The 16,897-nt window shown below is 46.0% G+C and carries 21 protein-coding genes; 15 read left to right on the forward strand and 6 right to left on the reverse strand.

What is annotated here, in order from left to right:
- The first annotated feature begins 4 nt into the window (after nt 1–4).
- Genes mreC through rodA form a run of 4 tightly spaced genes read left to right on the forward strand, consistent with a single transcriptional unit; the run spans nt 5 to nt 4,504 of the window.
- On the forward strand, nt 5–934 hold the full coding sequence (mreC, locus tag ICN42_RS01875) for a rod shape-determining protein MreC (RefSeq protein WP_216250083.1): 930 nt from the start codon (nt 5–7) through the stop codon (nt 932–934).
- Entirely contained in the window at nt 931–1,455 is a 525-nt protein-coding gene (gene mreD / locus ICN42_RS01880; RefSeq protein ID WP_216250085.1) for a rod shape-determining protein MreD, read from the forward strand. The genes mreC and mreD overlap by 4 nt, the downstream gene beginning before the upstream one ends.
- A gap of 8 nt (nt 1,456–1,463) precedes the next feature.
- A complete protein-coding gene (mrdA, locus tag ICN42_RS01885) occupies nt 1,464–3,371 on the forward strand; it encodes a penicillin-binding protein 2 (protein WP_216250086.1) in 1,908 nt (635 codons plus the stop codon).
- Nucleotides 3,353–4,504, forward strand: coding sequence for a rod shape-determining protein RodA (rodA, locus tag ICN42_RS01890; RefSeq protein WP_216250087.1), 1,152 nt, complete (start codon nt 3,353–3,355; stop codon nt 4,502–4,504). Before mrdA ends, rodA begins: the two co-directional genes overlap by 19 nt.
- 88 nt (nt 4,505–4,592) lie before the next feature.
- Here rodA and ICN42_RS01895 read toward each other — a convergent pair whose 3' ends face one another.
- Both ICN42_RS01895 and ICN42_RS01900 read right to left on the reverse strand, forming a co-directional pair.
- Complete coding sequence (locus ICN42_RS01895; protein WP_143742185.1) at nt 4,593–4,913, reverse strand: HU family DNA-binding protein; 321 nt, start codon at nt 4,911–4,913, stop codon at nt 4,593–4,595.
- Nucleotides 4,914–4,990: 77 nt separating this feature from the next.
- Nucleotides 4,991–5,356 carry a hypothetical protein gene (locus ICN42_RS01900; protein ID WP_216250088.1) on the reverse strand — a complete coding sequence of 122 codons (366 nt, stop codon included), beginning with the start codon at nt 5,354–5,356 and terminating at the stop codon, nt 4,991–4,993.
- Between the two features lie 163 nt (nt 5,357–5,519).
- Between ICN42_RS01900 and ICN42_RS01905 the strand changes: the two genes are divergently transcribed.
- Nucleotides 5,520–6,422, forward strand: a complete 903-nt coding sequence (locus ICN42_RS01905; RefSeq protein WP_216250089.1) for an aspartyl/asparaginyl beta-hydroxylase domain-containing protein — start codon at nt 5,520–5,522, stop codon at nt 6,420–6,422.
- Between the two features lie 3 nt (nt 6,423–6,425).
- Here the strand turns inward: ICN42_RS01905 and ICN42_RS01910 are convergent, their stop codons facing one another.
- Nucleotides 6,426–6,719, reverse strand: coding sequence for a DUF167 domain-containing protein (locus ICN42_RS01910; RefSeq protein ID WP_216250090.1), 294 nt, complete (start codon nt 6,717–6,719; stop codon nt 6,426–6,428).
- A 25-nt stretch (nt 6,720–6,744) separates the two neighbouring features.
- On the opposite strand from ICN42_RS01910, the gene can reads away from it, so the two are divergent.
- From can to ICN42_RS01930, 4 genes are read left to right on the forward strand one after another with little or no spacing between them, the layout of a single operon-like run.
- Nucleotides 6,745–7,416 (forward strand): carbonate dehydratase, encoded by a 672-nt coding sequence (gene can, locus ICN42_RS01915; RefSeq protein ID WP_216250091.1) that lies wholly within the window; start codon nt 6,745–6,747, stop codon nt 7,414–7,416.
- A 2-nt stretch (nt 7,417–7,418) separates the two neighbouring features.
- Nucleotides 7,419–8,306 (forward strand): lipid A biosynthesis acyltransferase, encoded by an 888-nt coding sequence (locus tag ICN42_RS01920; RefSeq protein WP_216250093.1) that lies wholly within the window; start codon nt 7,419–7,421, stop codon nt 8,304–8,306.
- A 38-nt stretch (nt 8,307–8,344) separates the two neighbouring features.
- A complete protein-coding gene (locus ICN42_RS01925) occupies nt 8,345–9,097 on the forward strand; it encodes a metallophosphoesterase (RefSeq protein ID WP_216250096.1) in 753 nt (250 codons plus the stop codon).
- Nucleotides 9,098–9,104: 7 nt separating this feature from the next.
- Nucleotides 9,105–10,523, forward strand: coding sequence for a serine/threonine-protein kinase (locus ICN42_RS01930; RefSeq protein WP_216250111.1), 1,419 nt, complete (start codon nt 9,105–9,107; stop codon nt 10,521–10,523).
- A gap of 25 nt (nt 10,524–10,548) precedes the next feature.
- On the opposite strand, the gene ICN42_RS01935 is transcribed toward ICN42_RS01930, so the two are convergent.
- Nucleotides 10,549–11,877 carry a dicarboxylate/amino acid:cation symporter gene (locus ICN42_RS01935; protein ID WP_216250133.1) on the reverse strand — a complete coding sequence of 443 codons (1,329 nt, stop codon included), beginning with the start codon at nt 11,875–11,877 and terminating at the stop codon, nt 10,549–10,551.
- A gap of 107 nt (nt 11,878–11,984) precedes the next feature.
- Between ICN42_RS01935 and ICN42_RS01940 the strand changes: the two genes are divergently transcribed.
- Nucleotides 11,985–12,722 (forward strand): pseudouridine synthase, encoded by a 738-nt coding sequence (locus ICN42_RS01940; RefSeq protein ID WP_216252830.1) that lies wholly within the window; start codon nt 11,985–11,987, stop codon nt 12,720–12,722.
- A gap of 60 nt (nt 12,723–12,782) precedes the next feature.
- Nucleotides 12,783–14,402 carry a peptide chain release factor 3 gene (locus ICN42_RS01945; protein WP_370626012.1) on the forward strand — a complete coding sequence of 540 codons (1,620 nt, stop codon included), beginning with the start codon at nt 12,783–12,785 and terminating at the stop codon, nt 14,400–14,402.
- Nucleotides 14,403–14,404: 2 nt separating this feature from the next.
- On the opposite strand, the gene ICN42_RS01950 is transcribed toward ICN42_RS01945, so the two are convergent.
- The gene (locus tag ICN42_RS01950) at nt 14,405–14,653 is read right to left on the reverse strand and encodes a hypothetical protein (RefSeq protein ID WP_216250134.1); all 249 of its coding nucleotides are present in this window, start codon (nt 14,651–14,653) and stop codon (nt 14,405–14,407) included.
- A gap of 7 nt (nt 14,654–14,660) precedes the next feature.
- Nucleotides 14,661–14,885 carry a DUF2798 domain-containing protein gene (locus ICN42_RS01955; protein WP_216250137.1) on the reverse strand — a complete coding sequence of 75 codons (225 nt, stop codon included), beginning with the start codon at nt 14,883–14,885 and terminating at the stop codon, nt 14,661–14,663.
- 152 nt (nt 14,886–15,037) lie between these two features.
- On the opposite strand from ICN42_RS01955, the gene ICN42_RS01960 reads away from it, so the two are divergent.
- Genes ICN42_RS01960 through ICN42_RS01975 form a run of 4 tightly spaced genes read left to right on the forward strand, consistent with a single transcriptional unit; the run spans nt 15,038 to nt 16,865 of the window.
- Nucleotides 15,038–15,247 (forward strand): hypothetical protein, encoded by a 210-nt coding sequence (locus ICN42_RS01960; RefSeq protein WP_216250140.1) that lies wholly within the window; start codon nt 15,038–15,040, stop codon nt 15,245–15,247.
- A gap of 52 nt (nt 15,248–15,299) precedes the next feature.
- A complete protein-coding gene (locus tag ICN42_RS01965; RefSeq protein ID WP_255539205.1) occupies nt 15,300–15,806 on the forward strand; it encodes an MOSC domain-containing protein in 507 nt (168 codons plus the stop codon).
- Nucleotides 15,803–16,198 (forward strand): GNAT family N-acetyltransferase, encoded by a 396-nt coding sequence (locus tag ICN42_RS01970; protein WP_216250143.1) that lies wholly within the window; start codon nt 15,803–15,805, stop codon nt 16,196–16,198. Before ICN42_RS01965 ends, ICN42_RS01970 begins: the two co-directional genes overlap by 4 nt.
- A gap of 19 nt (nt 16,199–16,217) precedes the next feature.
- Nucleotides 16,218–16,865, forward strand: a complete 648-nt coding sequence (locus tag ICN42_RS01975; protein WP_216250145.1) for a histidine phosphatase family protein — start codon at nt 16,218–16,220, stop codon at nt 16,863–16,865.
- The last annotated feature ends 32 nt before the right edge of the window (nt 16,866–16,897 follow it).

Consider the following 16,897-nt stretch of genomic DNA (forward strand, 5'->3'; position numbering starts at 1 on the left):
GGAATTGCAACATAGCGCTCCTCCTCTTTTCAGACAAGGCATTCCGGCTTTAGTCAAACTGATTGTCTGTCTATCGATCAGCATCGCATTGATGTTGATCGATTTTCGCTTTAAAGCGCTTGATCCTATTCGTAATAACGTCAACTGGTTATTGCGCCCACTAGAGTATGTGATGATGATGCCGCGCAATGCGTATGAAGCGACCTCAGAATATTTCACTAGTCGTGGAACGCTTGACAAAGAAAATCAAGAAATGAAAGCGCGCCAAGCAGAGCTCTCTTTGCTTGCTAACCAATCTGAATTTCTTCTGGTAGAAAACCAAAACCTGCGTCAGCTGATGGATTTGCAAAAGCATGTTCCATTCAAAACCCTGCCAGTAGAAATTTTATTTAACCCACCCAATCCAATCTCTCAGCGCATTGTGATTAATCGCGGCAGCGATGATGGTCTAAAGCTAGGTAATCCCATTGCAAATGATTCCGGCATCTTAGGTCAAGTAGTGCGTATTTACGATCACTCTGCAGAGGTATCTTTATTAGAAGATCGTGACTTTGCAGTGCCCGTGCAAGTTGCTCGTAATGGCTTGAGGGCAGCAGTATTTGGTGCGGGACGTGGCAACCCGCTTGAGCTTCGCTACCTTCCCGTAGCCAGCGACTTAGAAGTGGGTGATGTACTGATTACCTCGGGCATTGATGGTGTTTACCCGCCTGGCTTTGCGGTGGCCGTGATTAGCCGCATAGAACGTAATGCCGACAAAAATTCTTCCAATGTATTTTGCGTACCGGTTGCGCCAGTCAACCGCTATCGCCAAGCCTTGGCACTGCTCTATGACCCACAATGGGATGCCAAAGCCTCTACCGCCACTAGCAAACCCGGCACGTCACTGACAAATACACCGGGCCGCCGCCAAACTCGTGCGCGAGGAATGCAATGATCGATTTTCAAAGCGGCTACATCCTGCGCCCGGTAAATCCGGTCTTTATTTATTTCAGCCTATTTTGCGCACTACTACTCAACCTGTTGCCCATTGGTAATTACGGCTGGGTTCCTGACTGGCTCATCATTTGCATTGTGTTCTGGAATATCCACCAGCATCGCTATGTTGGCGTAATCATCGCCTTCACTCTTGGTCTGTTAATGGATGTCCATAACTCTGACTTATTGGGCCTGCATGCTTTTAGCTACTCCTTGGTGGCTTACCTCGCCATCTCCTGGCATCGCCGAATCATCGCCTTGTCAGTATTAACGCAAGCCCTCCATCTGCTGCCAATCTTTTTATTGGTTTCTTTATTTCCAGTATTGGCTCATTGGTTATTAAGTGGTGAGGTACATTGGTGGGCCTTGACTGGCGCCATTCAAGCCCTGATTGAGGCAATGCTGTGGCCTCTGGCAACGCGAATCTTGTTGTCACCTCAACGTCGCCCCATTGACGTTGATCACAATCGTCCAATTTAAAGAGCAGTATGGTTTCATTTAAAAAACCAGATCTCGACTCGTTTCAAGAACGCATCCATATTGCGACCTTGTTTGTCACCTTTTGCTTTTTATTATTAATTACGAGATTGGTGTGGTTACAGCTCGTAAGCCACGGCAAATACGCCCTATTGGCTGAAAACAACCGAATTGCCCTAGTGCCAGCGCCTGCTAATCGCGGTCTTCTCATAGATCGCAATGGCATCGTGATTGGCAGAAACTATTCCGCATTGACCTTGGACGTGAATGCTGAAGAAGTTAAAGGCAATGTTGATGAGCTCATCGATGAGCTCTCTCAAATTGTGCTGATTTCTCCAAGAGACCGCCGAAATTTCAAGCGTTCTCTGGAAGATTCTCGAAAAATGGGCACTTTTCCCCTTAGATCGATGCTCACTGAGGCTGAAACAGCCCGATTTATGGCCAACCGCTATCGTTTTCCGGGGGTGGAGATCCGTGCCCGCAGCTTTCGCGAGTACCCCTACAACGAGTTAGCCTCCCATTTAATTGGCTATATCGGGCGCGTTTCTCAAAGAGATAAAGAGAAAATGCAGGCAGAAATTGAGAGCTCCAAAGCGGATGATCCAGATGCACTACAGACTTCTTTTTTGCCAGGTATTCAGTATGTCGGCAAGATTGGTCTAGAGCAAAGTTATGAAACGGTTCTTCGTGGAGTGCCGGGATACGATCAAGTAGAAATTACAGCGGGCGGCAAACCAGTACGCACGCTCTCTAGCTCACCTTCAGTGCCTGGAAAAAATATAGTGCTATCAGTTGATATCAAACTGCAGTACTTAGTTGAACAGCTCTACGGTAATTTCCGCGGCGCATTTGTAGCAATTGAGCCTGAGACCGGCGATATTTTGGCCTTTGTCTCTAAGCCCAACTTTAATCCAAATGATTTTGTAGAGGGCATTGATTCAGTGACTTGGAAAGAGTTGAATGACTCTCCACAAAAGCCACTCTACAATCGCCCGCTTAAGGGAATCTACCCGCCGGGATCAACATACAAACCCTTTATGGCACTTGCTGCTTTAGAAAATAAAAAGCGTACACCCTCACAAACCATTTCTGATCCTGGATATTTTGATTTTGGAAATCACACTTTCCGCGACGATAAAAAAGGTGGGCACGGCATTGTAGATATGCAAAAGTCTATCGTCGAATCTTGTGACACTTACTACTACATGCTGGCACGCGATATGGGCGTGAACATGATGCATGACTTTATGAAGCCATTTGGTTTCGGGCAAATTACCGGCATTGATTTGCAGGGTGAATCTAAAGGCGTATTACCCTCTACTGAATGGAAGAAAAACACTTTCAAAAAACCAGAGCAGCAAAAATGGTACGAGGGTGAAACGATTTCCCTTGGTATTGGTCAAGGCTATAACGCATTCACTATTTTGCAGTTAGCGCACGCTATGGCGAATATGGCAAATAACGGAATTGTGATGAAGCCGCATCTAGTAAAAGCGATTGAAGATCCTTTCACAAGAAATCGTACCCTCACTACACCCAAAGAAAGTTATCGCATTGATCTTGTTCCAGAAAATATTGAGGTCATCAAGAAGGCCATGGTGGAGGTAAATAATTCGGGAACCTCTGCCTCTGTTTTTAAAGGTACGGGTTATCAAGTTGGTGGCAAGACAGGAACGGCACAAGTATTTAGTTTGAATTCAAAAGAATATAAGCATGGTGCAACTGCGGAATTTTTACGTGACCATGCTTTATATATTGCTTTTGCACCTGCAGAAAAACCGACTATCGTGATCGCCATGGTTGTTGAGAATGCTGGATTTGGTGCGCAGTATGCGGCACCGATTGCCAGAAAAGCGCTAGATTTTTATCTTGAAGGTAAATGGCCCAAGGAGATTCCTGAATGGAAAAGAGCGCCATAAGCAAAGCAAAGAAAATATTTCTGAGTATTTTCAGTGGGCTTGATCGCCAGCTTGGCCTTATTCTGCTTGGCTTAGCGACTGTTGGCTTTGTGACATTCTTATCCGCGAGCCAAAACACCCCCGTTCGCTTTGAAGATGAGCTTCGTAATCTCGCTCTATCTTTTGTGGTGATGTGGATAGTCTCTCGCATTCCACCAAAGTGGTTAGAGATGGCAGCTGTTTGGGTATACGGTTTTGGCATTGCACTACTTGTTGCGGTTGCTGCTTTTGGCCTAATTAAAAAAGGCGCACGTCGTTGGCTCAATCTTGGGGTGGTGATTCAACCATCGGAGATAATGAAGATTGCTATGCCGCTGATGTTGGCCTGGTACTTTCAAAAACGCGAGGGCATACAAAAAACTTGGGACTATGGGGTGGCTGCAATTATTCTTGGCATTCCAGTATTGTTGATTGCACGCCAACCAGATCTAGGTACTGCGCTCCTCGTTTTTGCTGCTGGCATGTATGTCATCATCCTCGCAGGACTGCCCTGGAAATGGATTCTTCCATTTGTTGGCATTGGTGCCTTTGGCATCATCTTGATTATTATTTTTGGCTCAACCATTTGTGCACACGACATTGTGTGGCCACTCGTACATGATTATCAGAAACATCGCGTGTGCACCTTACTCGACCCAAGTAGCGACCCTCTAGGAAAAGGTTTCCACACAATTCAGTCAATGATCGCCATTGGCTCTGGTGGATTTTTCGGCAAGGGTTGGTTTCAGGGTACACAAGCGCATCTTGAATTTATTCCAGAAAAACATACTGACTTTGTCTTCGCTGTTTTTTCTGAAGAATTTGGCTTACTGGGTAACTTAGTCTTGTTGGCACTTTTCTTCGCTTTAATTAAACGAGGCCTAGCAATCTCTGCCAGCGCACCCAATCTATTTACACGTCTACTTGGCGCATCCGTTACGCTGATTTTCTTTACCTACGCATTCGTCAATATCGGCATGGTAAGCGGTCTATTACCTGTTGTGGGTGTTCCGCTCCCCTTTATTAGTTATGGAGGCACTGCCCTAGTGACCCTGGGATTTGGTGCTGGCATTTTGATGAGTATTCATCGCCATCGACGTTTGGTACAAAGCTAAAAATTCGCATCACTGCGACGGCGCATTGCGCTATCTCTTGAAACAAAAAAGCCCGGCATGCCGGGCTTTTTCATCAACAAAGCAAGAATTACTTCTTACGCTTGTTAACTGAATCTTTAAATGCTTTACCAGCAGAAAACTTAACAGTTTTAGCAGCAGCAATTTTGAGTGGCTCGCCAGTTTTTGGGTTACGACCCATACGTGCAGCGCGCTTACCAGAAGCAAAAGTACCGAAACCGATCAGTTGTACTGAGTCGCCTTTAGTAACAGCTTTAATGATTTGCTCAATAGCAGAATTCAATGCAAATTCAGCTTTGGCTTTTGAGATCTCAGCGTCGTCAGCAATCGCTGCGATTAGTTCTGCTTTGTTCAAGTGAAGCTCCTTATAGATATTGATGTCAGCGCACAGTGCGCTTACATGATTTTAACCACAAAAAATTACAAAAATAAAGCTGCGTCACAGCAATTTTTTTTATTACCGCTTTTTTACTCTTCTAGAACTGTCACATCTGATACAAAATACTCGGTATCGCCAAAACAGCTTGTAGGCAATCCGATGTGCTGATCATATTTAAGGGCAACCTTTTTACCCAAATTAGCATTAATTTTTTGCGCCACAGCATCTTCACGAACCGTAAAGAGGAATTTTTCTGACATGGTTCCAGGCATAGAAACCATAGCTAGTTCACCTTCCCAGGTTTTACACACATAACCTCGATTTGAAAACTTCTGGACATACCCAGCACGCTCACCACTACCATAACTCCAATTGAGCATAATCCAGGTATAAGCCGCTAAACCGGCTAAGCCAATCAATATAAGGCTTACAAGCCATTTTACGAATCTATTCATGTGGTTTTCCTTAACAAATCATCTTTGCAGCCCTAATTAGGCGCATTTCCCGCGGCCTGTTTTGACCTCTACCAACATTTGAGCATATTCATTACAAAAATAGGGATGAAATGGCGCCCCATACAAATTAAAATACTAGTATTAACGCTAATTGGTAAATCCTATGGAACTACGTCACGCCATTTTTTTGATCTTTGTTGTCTCGGCTATTTATGTCTACTTCAGAGGAAAGGTGCGTTTTGGCTTAGTGCGCTCATTAACAGACTACCAAGTACTTTTAGCGCCAGTTAATTGCCTGCTCTACCTATTCTCGAAAACCAAGGCTGGGGCATTTATTCCAGTTGCAGACTTTCCAGAGATGAAACCCCTTCAGGATCATTGGCAGATTATCCGTGATGAAGCGCTCGCTTTAAATGCAGACGGTGCCATTGCAGTAGCTACAGGCTACAACGATATTGGATTTAACTCCTTTTTTCGGACAGGCTGGAAGCGCTTTCATCTCTATTGGTATGGCAAAGAAATTCCATCCGCACAACTGCATTGCCCCAAAACTGTTGCCCTTCTCAAATCAATACCCTCGATCAAGGCAGCGATGTTTGCCTCACTACCCCCTGGGGCAACGCTAGTAAGGCATCGCGACCCCTATGCAGGCTCGCTACGCTATCACATTGGGCTAGTCACCCCAAACGATCCTAAATGCTTTATTGATGTGGATGGGGAGCGCTATTTCTGGAAAGATGGCGAGCCAGTGATGTTTGATGAAACTTACATTCACTACGCAGCCAATGAAACCGATCACCAGCGCATCGTCTTATTTTGCGATGTGGAGCGACCAGTTCACACTAAATTGGTGCAATTATTAAATCGCTGGTTTGGGCGCTATGTCATGAGCGCTGCCGCCTCCCAGAATGTTGAAGGGGAGAAGGTGGGATTTGTAAATATTCTCTTTAAATACTTTTATCATCTGAGAGCGCAGGCAAAAAAGCTCAAAGCAAAACATCGCAGCGTTTATTACATTGGAAAGTGGGTTCTGATTTTAGGGATTTTGTGGGCGATATTCTGGTAAGCCTTAGGGACTTAGTGCCTCAATAATCTGCTCTGGGGTGATTGAGCCCCAGATTTCTACCCGCTTTACCCGGCTGCTTTGCCCCGATAAGAGCTGAATTTGTTTTTGCGGCACTCTTAAGCGCTTTGAAAGCCAAGACAGCAGCATCTCATTCGCCCTGTTTTCTAGGGCCGGGGCCTGAAGGGATATCTTGAGGCAGCCGTCGTGAAGGCCAACTATCTTGGTCAGCTTTGCGCCTGGCTGGCAGTGCAAATTAAGAACAATGCCGGCGGGGGTTTGTTTTAACCAAATAGGCATCATTAAAGTACTTTAAACTCAAAACATGATTATGAAGAACTCCAACGCCTTAGACCAGCTATTTGCCAATAATCGCAAATGGGCGGAGGCTATGATTGCTAAGGATGCTGATTTTTTTAAGCGCCTAGTTTCGCAGCAAGCTCCTGAATATCTTTGGATTGGCTGCTCAGATAGCCGTGTACCTGCAAATGACATTGTCAATCTCTTGCCAGGCGAACTCTTTGTGCATCGCAATGTTGCCAACGTCGTAGTTCACACGGACCTGAACTGCTTATCCGTCATTCAGTTTGCAATCGATCTCTTAAAGGTCAAACACATATTAGTGGTGGGTCATTATGGCTGCTCTGGTGTGCATGCTGCCCTAGCCGATAAACGCGTTGGACTTGCCGACAATTGGTTGCGTCACGTTAAGGATGTGCATCAAAAGCATGAGCGCTATCTTGGCGATCTCATCCCCACCCCAAAACGACAAGATCGCTTGTGCGAACTCAATGTTATCGAGCAGGTAGTGAATGTTTGCGAGACTACTATTGTGCAAGATGCATGGGCGAGAGGACAAGATCTAACGGTGCATGGTTGGGCTTATCGCCTTGAGACTGGACTGGTGAATGATTTAGGCATGTCCATTAGCTCAACTGAAGAAATGAATATGCGCTACGCCAAATCTTTATCTCGCTACGACGCCGAATCAGTTTAGTTTTGCTTAAAAACCTTTCAAACTATTCTGGGGTAGCACTCCTTAGATTTTTAGCATCGCTTCCTTATAGAGCTTTGGTTTCTATTGGATATGGCTTAGGCTATCTAGCGGCTCATATTCCTAACGACCGTAATCGCGTAGTTCAGAAAAACTTAGAACTGTGCTTCCCCGAACTTAGTGCGCAAGAAATTAATCAACTCAGGAAAGAGCATTGGCGATTACTCGGACGTAGCTTAGTAGAGAAAAGTATTATTTGGCTCGGCAGTAAAAAACAGCTCAGCGATATGATTGAAGTCAGATCAGAAGTCGACCTGAGTGATAGGCAGCCCCGTATCTTGGTGAATATGCACTTCATTGGCATTGAAGGTAGCATTATTTTGAGCGCGCTCGCTAACGATAAAGGCTGGCCTCGCACCTCTGGTTTTTTTCAAAGAATGAAAAACCCCTTCTTCAATAGAAAAATCATTGAGTGGCGCAATCGCTTTGGTGGAAATTCTATTGATCGCCAGGGAAACTCGCTTGAGCTCATTAGAGAAATCCGTAGGGGGAGCTTTATTATCATTGCGCCAGATATTGATTTAGGCCTCAAGGATTCCACCTTCGTTCCTTTTTTTAATATTCAAACCAATACGATCACAGCCGTATCTCGCCTTGCCAAAATCACTGGGGCGCAAGTCTGCATGATGATCACGACCCTTAAAAAGAATGAGTCTGGCTATATTTGCACTATTAGTAAGCCGCTTGAGAATTTTCCAACCGAAAATCCAGAGGCAGATACAGCACGTTTAAACCAAATTTTTGAACAAGAAATCAGGCTCAGACCAGCTGAATACTATTGGGTTCATAAGCGCTTTAAAAATAGGCCATTTAATGAAACTGGGCCCTATTAACCCTTCTTCTGTAAGCGCTTTTGTCCTATCATTAAAGAATGATTGAACGTATTGGGCTATTTGCCGATCTACATAGCAATTTGGAAGCTTTTGATGCTTGCATGGAGCAGGCCAAAGAGCTGGGCGTTACTCGCATGGTTTTCTTAGGGGATATTGTTGGCTATAACGCCGATCCTGGTGCTCTGATTGATCGCATTGGTGAGATGGTTGCCAATAAGAAAGCGATTGCAGTTTTAGGCAATCATGATCAAGCGGTTTTTGAAGACCACAGCAATCAAATGAATGCGAGCGCAAACGCAGCAATCGAGTGGACTAAAACTCAACTCAACTCAACTCAAGTGCAGTTTCTAAAAGATCTGCCATTAATGGTTCAAGAGGATGCGATATGTTTTGTTCACGCATCAGCCCACAATCCCGCAGACTGGAATTACATCACCGATAGCATGAGTGCTTGGCGTTGTGTACAAAATTCTGGCAAGACATACACTTTTGTTGGTCATTCTCATGAGCAAGCGCTTTTCTATCAAAGTGCCGTCGGTAAATTGATTCGCTTTGCACCCCACCCAGGTGACGGGGTTCCAGTAATGCATCATCGTCAGTGGGTTGGCGTGGTTGGCTCACTTGGGCAGCCACGAGATGGCAATCCAGAAGCTTGCTTTGCGGTTTTTGAACCAGAAATTGAAGTACTTACTTTTCATCGCACCCCCTATGATCAATTTACGGCAGCGGCTAAAGTACGTCGCGCAGGATTACCGGAAGATCTAGCCAACCGCCTCATCACAGGCAAATAATTTATCCATGTCGATGAATACTGATATTGAAGCTGTTGATGAGATTTTCCAAGAAGGTAAAGTAGTTGATGGATTTGTATTGGGAACAGAAGTTCATCGTGGTGGTATGGCCAGCCTGTACTCTGCAACCAAAGAGGGAATTGATGTTCCTATTCTCTTAAAGATTCCTAGGGTAGGCCGCGATCAGCCTGTGGAAAGTCTTATTGGCTTTGAGACCGAGCTCACTATTCTGCGTTCACTCAAGAGCCCATATGTTCCTAAGTATCTTGGCTCTGGCAATATGGCGACACGCCCCTACATCGCAATGGAGCGCGTGGCAGGGCGGCCACTTGAGGACTTCATCAAAGAAGGTAAAGTTTTTACAATTGATGAGGTAGTAAAGATTGGCGCTGACTTAGCGCAAGCAGTGCAATCCTTGCACGCACAAGATGCCATTCATTTAGACATTAAGCCAGAAAATATTCTGATTGATGATGAAGGCAAGCTTACTTTAATTGATTTTGGCTTATCGCATCACGCACGTTTCCCTGACTTGCTCGCCGAAGAAATGCGCAAGGGAATTGGCTCAGCACCCTATATTTCACCAGAGCAGGTGACTGGAATTCGCTCGGATTATCGTAGCGATATCTTTTCTATTGGCGTCATTCTGTATGAGTTGCTAACGGGCGAACTTCCCTTTGGTAATCCACAGTCTATGAGTGGTCTGCGAAAAAGAATGTGGGCTCAAGCATTTCCTCCGCGCGCCATCCGCAAAGAGATCCCACGCTGGTTACAAGAAATTGTTTTGCGTTGTCTAGAGCCACGCGCAGCCGACCGCTATCAAAGCGCTACTCGTCTACGTCAAGTCTTGCGTGATCATGAGAGCGTCACTCTGACCGAACGCGCAGACCGAGTCGACCCACTAAGCTTTTGGGAAAACCTGAAGCGCATGTTCCGTGCGGCAGGTTACGAACCCTCCCCAAGTCCGCGCCCTAGCATCGGAAATTACGATGCGCCATTAATGATTGCGGCGATTGATACACGACAATCTGATGCAGACTTGCGTGAGCGTATGCAAATAACCGCGAAGAATTTATTACAGGCCTATCCTGAAAGTCGTCTTGTATGTATTAGTACTATTGCGAGCACTCCGACTTTTGAGGGCAATCAAGAGAGTGAAACTGCTAGTGGCATTGTCCGAGGACATCTCGTGCAGCTGATGGAATGGGCTAAGCCCTTGAAGTTACCGCCAGAACGGATTTCATATCACGTACTAGAAGCGCTAGATCCAGCCACTCGAATTGTGGAATTTGCCAAAGATAACGACGCTTCACTTATCCTCATTGGCGCATCCCACAAGCTGCCAAATAAAGTAACGCCATGGCGAACCTCTATGACAAAAATTGTCGAAGAAGCCCCTTGCAGCGTCCATATTGTCAGAACCTAGATCATTGCTCTGATCTAGGTAGCAATTAATGCATTTTGTCTTGCTTCTGATCCAGAATTACTTCTGGCTCCTGAGCCTCAATCCAGCTATCGCGATTCAGTGCGGCCGTTAATTGCTCCTGATTTAACTCACCGGTCCAGCGCGCCACCACAATGGTCGCCACGCCATTACCAACTAAATTAGTAAGGGCGCGAGCTTCAGACATAAAGCGGTCGATGCCCAAAATAATCGCCAGGCCCGCAACAGGCACATTTCCTACTGCAGACAAAGTTGCCGCCAAGACGATAAAGCCGCTACCAGTGATTCCAGCAGCCCCCTTCGAGGTCAGAAGTAAGACTAGCAACAAAGTAACCTGCTGAGTAATAGTCATTGGCGTGTCCGTCGCCTGAGCAATAAAAACGGCTGCCATTGTTAAGTAAATTGAAGTGCCATCCAGATTAAATGAGTAACCCGTTGGAATAATTAAGCCGACACAGCTTTTTTTCGCGCCAAGCAATTCCATTTTTTCCATCATGCGCGGCAAAACCGACTCCGATGAGGATGTTCCCAAAACAATTAAGAGTTCTTCTTTTATATATCGCACAAACTTGAAAATGCTAAAGCCATTTAAGCGCGCAATGGTCCCGAGGACAATAAAGACAAAAAGTAAGCAAGTGATATAAAACGCGCCCATCAATTTTCCTAAAGAAAATAGAGAGCCCACTCCATACTTACCGATCGTGAATGCCATTGCGCCAAAGGCGCCAATTGGAGCAAATTTCATGACGATGCCAATAATGTCAAAAAGAACATGTGAGGTCTTTTCGATCAAGTCAAACACCATGGTTCCTCTGCCGCCGAACTTATGCAATGCAAACCCAAACAACACGGCAATAAAAAGCACCTGCAAAATTTCTCCTTTTGCAAAAGCGTCAACTACTGTATTGGGAATGATGTTGAGCAAGAACTCAGTGGTTGTGGCCATCTTGCCTGGACCAGTGTAGGCAGCGATTCCCTTGGTATCTAAAGACGCAGGGTCAATATTCATGCCGGCGCCTGGCTGCAGCACATTCACCACAACTAAGCCCACTATGAGGGCGATAGTGCTCACAACCTCAAAATAGAGAAGAGCTAAGCCACCAGTCTTGCCCACCTTCTTCATGTCCTCCATACCTGCAATACCCAATACAACAGTACAAAAGATAATCGGGGCAATGAGCATCTTGATGCCCTTGATAAAAGCATCACCAAATGGCTTCATATCTACGCCCAAGGACGGATATAGGTGGCCGAGCAATACGCCTACTACGACAGCTACAAGCACCTGAAAGTAAAGGATTTTGTAAATTGGGGGCTTTTTTAGTGTGGGTATCAATTTAATTTCCTTTGCTTAATAGATGACGCAGTCCGAATAAGGCGCCAAATCCCAATAATACCCTCGGCCAAACAGAATAAATTGGCAGCTTGCCCGATAATGTAGTCATGGAAGAAAAAATACGTGTATCCAAGCTGCTCTCTGAGCTAGGCCTATGCTCCCGACGCGAAGCTGACTCTTATATTGAACAAGGTTTGGTGACCGTCGATGGTGAAGTAGTCAATGAGCTGGGCTCTCGAGCCTTTCGTCATCAGAAGATTGAACTCCAGTCTGGCGCCAAAGCGCAGCAAGCATCCCGGATTACAGTCATTCTCAACAAGCCAGTCGGCTTTATCTCTCACTTCGATGACGAGCAAGAGTATCAACCCGCTGCCTCTCTCATTACTCCAGATAATTACTTTGCTAGCCCGCTGGATAAGGGCCGCAACCCGCGCTTTAATACCCGCGGTTTAGCGCCTGCCGGTCGCCTTGATATCGATTCCACTGGCATGCTAGTTTTAACCCAAGATGGCCGCATTGCAAAACTCCTCATTGGCGAAAACAGTCCGATTGAGAAGGAGTATTTAGTCCGAGTGGAGGGCGCCCTCTCTTTTGAGGATCTAGATCGCCTAAAACATGGCCTGGAATTAGATGGCGTTGTTTTGAAGCCAGCCCAAGTCAGCTGGCAAAACGAAGATCAGCTTCGCTTTGTCCTACGAGAGGGTCGCAAGCGTCAAATTCGTCGTATGTGCGAAATGGTGGGCTTGAGAGTTTTGGGTCTTAAGCGCGTGCGCATGGGCAGAATTTCCCTAGGCGCACTCCCCCCTGGGAAATGGCGATTTGTAAGGCCTGAAGAGCAATTCTAAGAAGCTCCACCCGCTTATAATTCTGTCAATTAGATTAAGCGCAGAATTACCATCGATACCATCACCTCCAGCACTCCCGGCGCAGAAGTTTTAAGACGCCGTAGCTTTGCCATCATTTCTCACCCAGATGCTGGTAAGACCACGCTTACCGAAAAACTCTTGCTATACGCGGGGGCCATTCAAATTGCCGGTAGCGTGAAGGCTCGTAAGGCAAGTCGCCACGCAACCTCCGACTGGATGGAGATTGAGAAACAGCGCGGTATCTCGGTTGCGAGCTCGGTCATGCAGATGGAATATCGTGACTGCATTATTAATCTTTTAGATACCCCAGGTCACCAAGACTTTTCTGAAGATACCTATCGCGTATTAACTGCCGTAGATTCTGCACTGATGGTGATTGATGCCGCGAATGGTGTTGAGTCGCAGACCTTGCGCTTGCTTGAAGTCTGTCGCGCACGCAACACACCAATTGTCACTTTCATTAATAAAATGGATCGTGAAGTAAAGCCACCCATGGAACTCATGGATGAGATTGAAACCGCACTTGGCATTGAAGTGGTTCCTTTTACTTGGCCAGTAGGCATGGGGAAATCATTTGCCGGCGTGATTGATATTGCCAATTCTCAAATGCGCATGTTCAAAGCTGGCGAAGATCGTGTAACCGAAGATTCTCATGCGATTGTTGATATCAATGATCCCGCACTGAGGGAGCGCCTAGGTGCTGATCTTGAAACTGCACTTGCCGAGGTGGACCTAATTAAAAATGCCATGCCAGCATTTGATCGGGAAGCCTTTTTAGCAGGCCGTCAGTCGCCAGTATTCTTTGGCTCAGCCATTAATAATTTTGGTGTGCGTGAAATTCTGAATACTTTAGTAGAGCTTGCGCCATCGCCAGGCTCACGCAAAGCGCTACAACGTGAAGTAAGTCCAGCTGAAAATAAATTCACTGCAGTGGTCTTTAAGATTCAAGCAAACATGGATCCTGCGCATCGAGATCGCGTTGCCTTCTTGCGTATTTGCTCTGGACATTTTCAGCGCGGCATGAAGCTCAAGATTTGCCGTAACGGCAAAGAGGTACGTACCAATAATGCATTGTCCTTCTTGTCGCAAAGACGCGACATTCTAGATGAGGCCTTTCCAGGTGACATTATTGGATTACCAAACCATGGCCTTCTGAGATTGGGCGATACGCTCACCGAAGGTGAGCAATTGCAATTCACGGGCTTGCCATTTTTTGCCCCAGAAATTTTCCGTATGGTCGAGTCTGCCGATCCATTGCGCTCCAAACAATTGCGCACAGGCTTAATGCAACTTGGTGAAGAGGGTGCGATTCAGGTATTCCGCCCCATGACTGGTGGCACCATGTTACTAGGAGCATTTGGACAGTTACAGTTTGAAGTGGTGAGTCATCGCCTGCAAACGGAGTATGGTGCGGAAGTTCGGTTGCTACCTGCTCGCTATAACCTAGCTCGCTGGGTAAGCTCGGACGATCCTGTAGCACTCAAAAAGTTCATACAAGAAAACATTCACCGCATGGCAGAAGATGTTGTGGGAGCGTCGGTATTTCTTGCTAGCCATAAATCCGAGCTGGATGTTGCTCAACAGCGCTGGGAATCTATTCAATTCCATGCGCTAAGAGAGCATGCGGGCCTTATCTATCAGTCAGACCTCGCTGGCTAAATCTAGCGTGTGCTTGATTGTGGCCAATTGCAATCAAATACCGCCACCAACTGAGTATCACTCTTCCTAAAAGATGCGGTCTTGCCATATTGCGCGCAATACGCATTGGCTTTTGGTGTAAGCGACGCAATAGATTCGTCGTCACTATTTAAAAAAGTGACATGATTAGAGTCTGATGCATCGGTATAAACCGCTGCACAGGCAGTTAAGCCAATGATGCTCAGTAACAAAACATATTTAAGATGCATCATTCGAACCCTATCTCTCAAGCTTCTTCACCAAACTTGCAGTAAGTTTGCTTGCAAATGGCCGATAAATCAAAATACAAATAATCGCAATGGGATAGGCGACTGACCATGCCTCTAGCCATACCCAAATGAAATCCTGTGCAATACCCACCAGCACAAAGGTTGTGGCTAAAGTAATGCTCAAGGACATGAGTCCACCCATGATGGCGGCAAAAATTAGATTTGGAACATTCATCGGAGTTCATTAAAAGGGCTAATGGCCCCCCAATCATAGCGCCTGATCCAGTTAACTGTTATTCTGATTTGTGATCACTATTCCGCGCCCTAGATAGGGGAGTCTACTGAGCAATCTCAGAGGTTCATCATTCCAAGACTCTAGGAAAATATATGGCTGTTGGCCAAAATCAAAGAAATAGAAAAAACGACCCCATGGTTAGCAAAACTGGTAAAGCCAAATTGGGTCCGCTTAACGTTGCTCAACTCAGCAAATTGCTTGACTCAAGCACTAAGCCTAAAGAAAAAGCAAAGATTCAAAGAGCTCTCAATAAGCGACCACCAGCACCAGCAGAAGCCGTAGCTGCACCAGTAGCAGCCTAAATACTAAGCCCCGAAATTACCGGGGCTTTTTCTTATGTAATATGCTCTTGTTATGAAGGCATCCCCCCAGATTCACTCGATTTTTATTGCTAACCTAGCAGGTGAGCCCATGATGCCAATCGAGCAAGCTGACATTATTGCCGGCGCGGGAATTGTGGGTGATCGATATGCATTAGGCCTGGGCGCATTCTCCAAAACTAAAGCTAAGATACGCCATATTTCTCTTATCGCCCTCTCTGGTGTGGAGCGGGCTAATTGTCAATTACTCGCTAAACACCAGACGCCCTTTAGCGAAGGCGATACTCGCAGAAATCTCGTGATCAGCGGTATCTCTGAGGATGAACTCAATAGCCTAGTTGGCAAGATTTTCTATTTAGGGGGCCTGGCGTTTAAAGGTACTGAATTGTGTGTACCCTGCCAGCGACCAGCCAACTTACTTCGAAGGCCGGATTTTATGACTGTATTTGAAGGTAGAGGCGGTCTCAGAGCGGAAGCGCTTGAGTCTGGAATACTTAACCATGGGGACATGCTCACCCACACTGGTAGCCAAGAAAAATGATCACTTATACCGAGCATGCCAGCATTGATCCCGAACAGGCAATTGATCTCTATACCCGATCTACGCTAGGAGAGCGTCGCCCGATCAACAATGTTGAAACATTTAGAGCAATGCTAGCCAATGCAAACCTCACCATCTCCGCATGGGACGGTGACAAATTAGTTGGGATCAGTCGCAGCCTGACAGATTTTTCCTATGTGGCTTATTTGGCTGACCTTGCGGTCGATGAGCAATACCAACGGCAAGGCATAGGCAAACGCCTCATTGAAGAAACTCAAAAGCGTTTAGGGTCAGAGTGCATGATTGTGCTTCTAGCAGCCCCGAAGGCAAACTCCTACTACGAACATCTTGGTTTTGAGCATAACCCGCGCGCCTGGATACTGAAAAAGTAATTCAACTTAATATAGCAATATGCTCACAACTAGACTCTGCTTAATTCGCCATGGCGAAACTTCCTGGAATGCGGAGAAACGTCTGCAAGGACACACAGACATTCCCTTAAATTCAAGGGGCGCCTTACAAGCGCGCCAAATGGCACAAGCCCTTAAAGACATCAATCTCACATTTGATGTCTTGTATACCAGTGACCTTAAAAGAGCAGCTGACACTGCAAATGCTGTCGTTGAATTATTTGGCGTAGATGCCCAAGTAGATAGCACTTTACGCGAGCGTCATTTTGGTGCACTTCAAGGACTTTCAATTAGCGAGGCGCCATTGCAGAGGCCTGATATTTGGCAAGCCCACATTGCTCGCGACTTGGAGCATGAGCTCGCTGGCGGTGAAAGTATTCAGCAGTTTGCATTACGCGTACAAAGTGCTCTAGACAAAATCCAAGTGAGGCATGCTGGTAAAACCATTTTGATTGTTAGCCATGGCGGCACGCTCGACATGATGTATCGGATTGCTAGCAAGCAAGCTTTAAATGCTGAAAGGGTGGCTTCAGTACCAAATGCTTCATTAAATTGGATTACCCATAGCGAACTTAATGGCTGGTCAGTAGAGCAATGGGCCGACACTCGCCACCTAGAGGGTCCTGCCTTAGAAAATATTGACCTCTAAGTAAAAAGTCACCCGAAGGTGACTTTGAACTT

It is taken from the genome of Polynucleobacter sp. 71A-WALBACH (genome assembly GCF_018882365.1).
GTDB lineage: Bacteria > Pseudomonadota > Gammaproteobacteria > Burkholderiales > Burkholderiaceae > Polynucleobacter.

What these genes read in the sequence shown, in the direction of transcription:
- ICN42_RS01975 (WP_216250145.1), top strand. Translation starts at nt 16,218, where the DNA reads ATGCTCACAACTAGACTCTGCTTAATTCGCCATGGCGAAACTTCCTGG.
- ICN42_RS01950 (WP_216250134.1), bottom strand. Translation starts at nt 14,653, where the DNA reads ATGATGCATCTTAAATATGTTTTGTTACTGAGCATCATTGGCTTAACT.
- ICN42_RS01925 (WP_216250096.1), top strand. Translation starts at nt 8,345, where the DNA reads ATGATTGAACGTATTGGGCTATTTGCCGATCTACATAGCAATTTGGAA.
- ICN42_RS01970 (WP_216250143.1), top strand. Translation starts at nt 15,803, where the DNA reads ATGATCACTTATACCGAGCATGCCAGCATTGATCCCGAACAGGCAATT.
- ICN42_RS01910 (WP_216250090.1), bottom strand. Translation starts at nt 6,719, where the DNA reads ATGCCTATTTGGTTAAAACAAACCCCCGCCGGCATTGTTCTTAATTTG.
- ICN42_RS01900 (WP_216250088.1), bottom strand. Translation starts at nt 5,356, where the DNA reads ATGAATAGATTCGTAAAATGGCTTGTAAGCCTTATATTGATTGGCTTA.
- ICN42_RS01940 (WP_216252830.1), top strand. Translation starts at nt 11,985, where the DNA reads ATGGAAGAAAAAATACGTGTATCCAAGCTGCTCTCTGAGCTAGGCCTA.
- ICN42_RS01930 (WP_216250111.1), top strand. Translation starts at nt 9,105, where the DNA reads ATGTCGATGAATACTGATATTGAAGCTGTTGATGAGATTTTCCAAGAA.
- ICN42_RS01965 (WP_255539205.1), top strand. Translation starts at nt 15,300, where the DNA reads ATGAAGGCATCCCCCCAGATTCACTCGATTTTTATTGCTAACCTAGCA.
- rodA (WP_216250087.1), top strand. Translation starts at nt 3,353, where the DNA reads ATGGAAAAGAGCGCCATAAGCAAAGCAAAGAAAATATTTCTGAGTATT.
- can (WP_216250091.1), top strand. Translation starts at nt 6,745, where the DNA reads ATGATTATGAAGAACTCCAACGCCTTAGACCAGCTATTTGCCAATAAT.
- ICN42_RS01905 (WP_216250089.1), top strand. Translation starts at nt 5,520, where the DNA reads ATGGAACTACGTCACGCCATTTTTTTGATCTTTGTTGTCTCGGCTATT.
- mreD (WP_216250085.1), top strand. Translation starts at nt 931, where the DNA reads ATGATCGATTTTCAAAGCGGCTACATCCTGCGCCCGGTAAATCCGGTC.
- ICN42_RS01955 (WP_216250137.1), bottom strand. Translation starts at nt 14,885, where the DNA reads ATGAATGTTCCAAATCTAATTTTTGCCGCCATCATGGGTGGACTCATG.
- mrdA (WP_216250086.1), top strand. Translation starts at nt 1,464, where the DNA reads ATGGTTTCATTTAAAAAACCAGATCTCGACTCGTTTCAAGAACGCATC.
- ICN42_RS01960 (WP_216250140.1), top strand. Translation starts at nt 15,038, where the DNA reads ATGGCTGTTGGCCAAAATCAAAGAAATAGAAAAAACGACCCCATGGTT.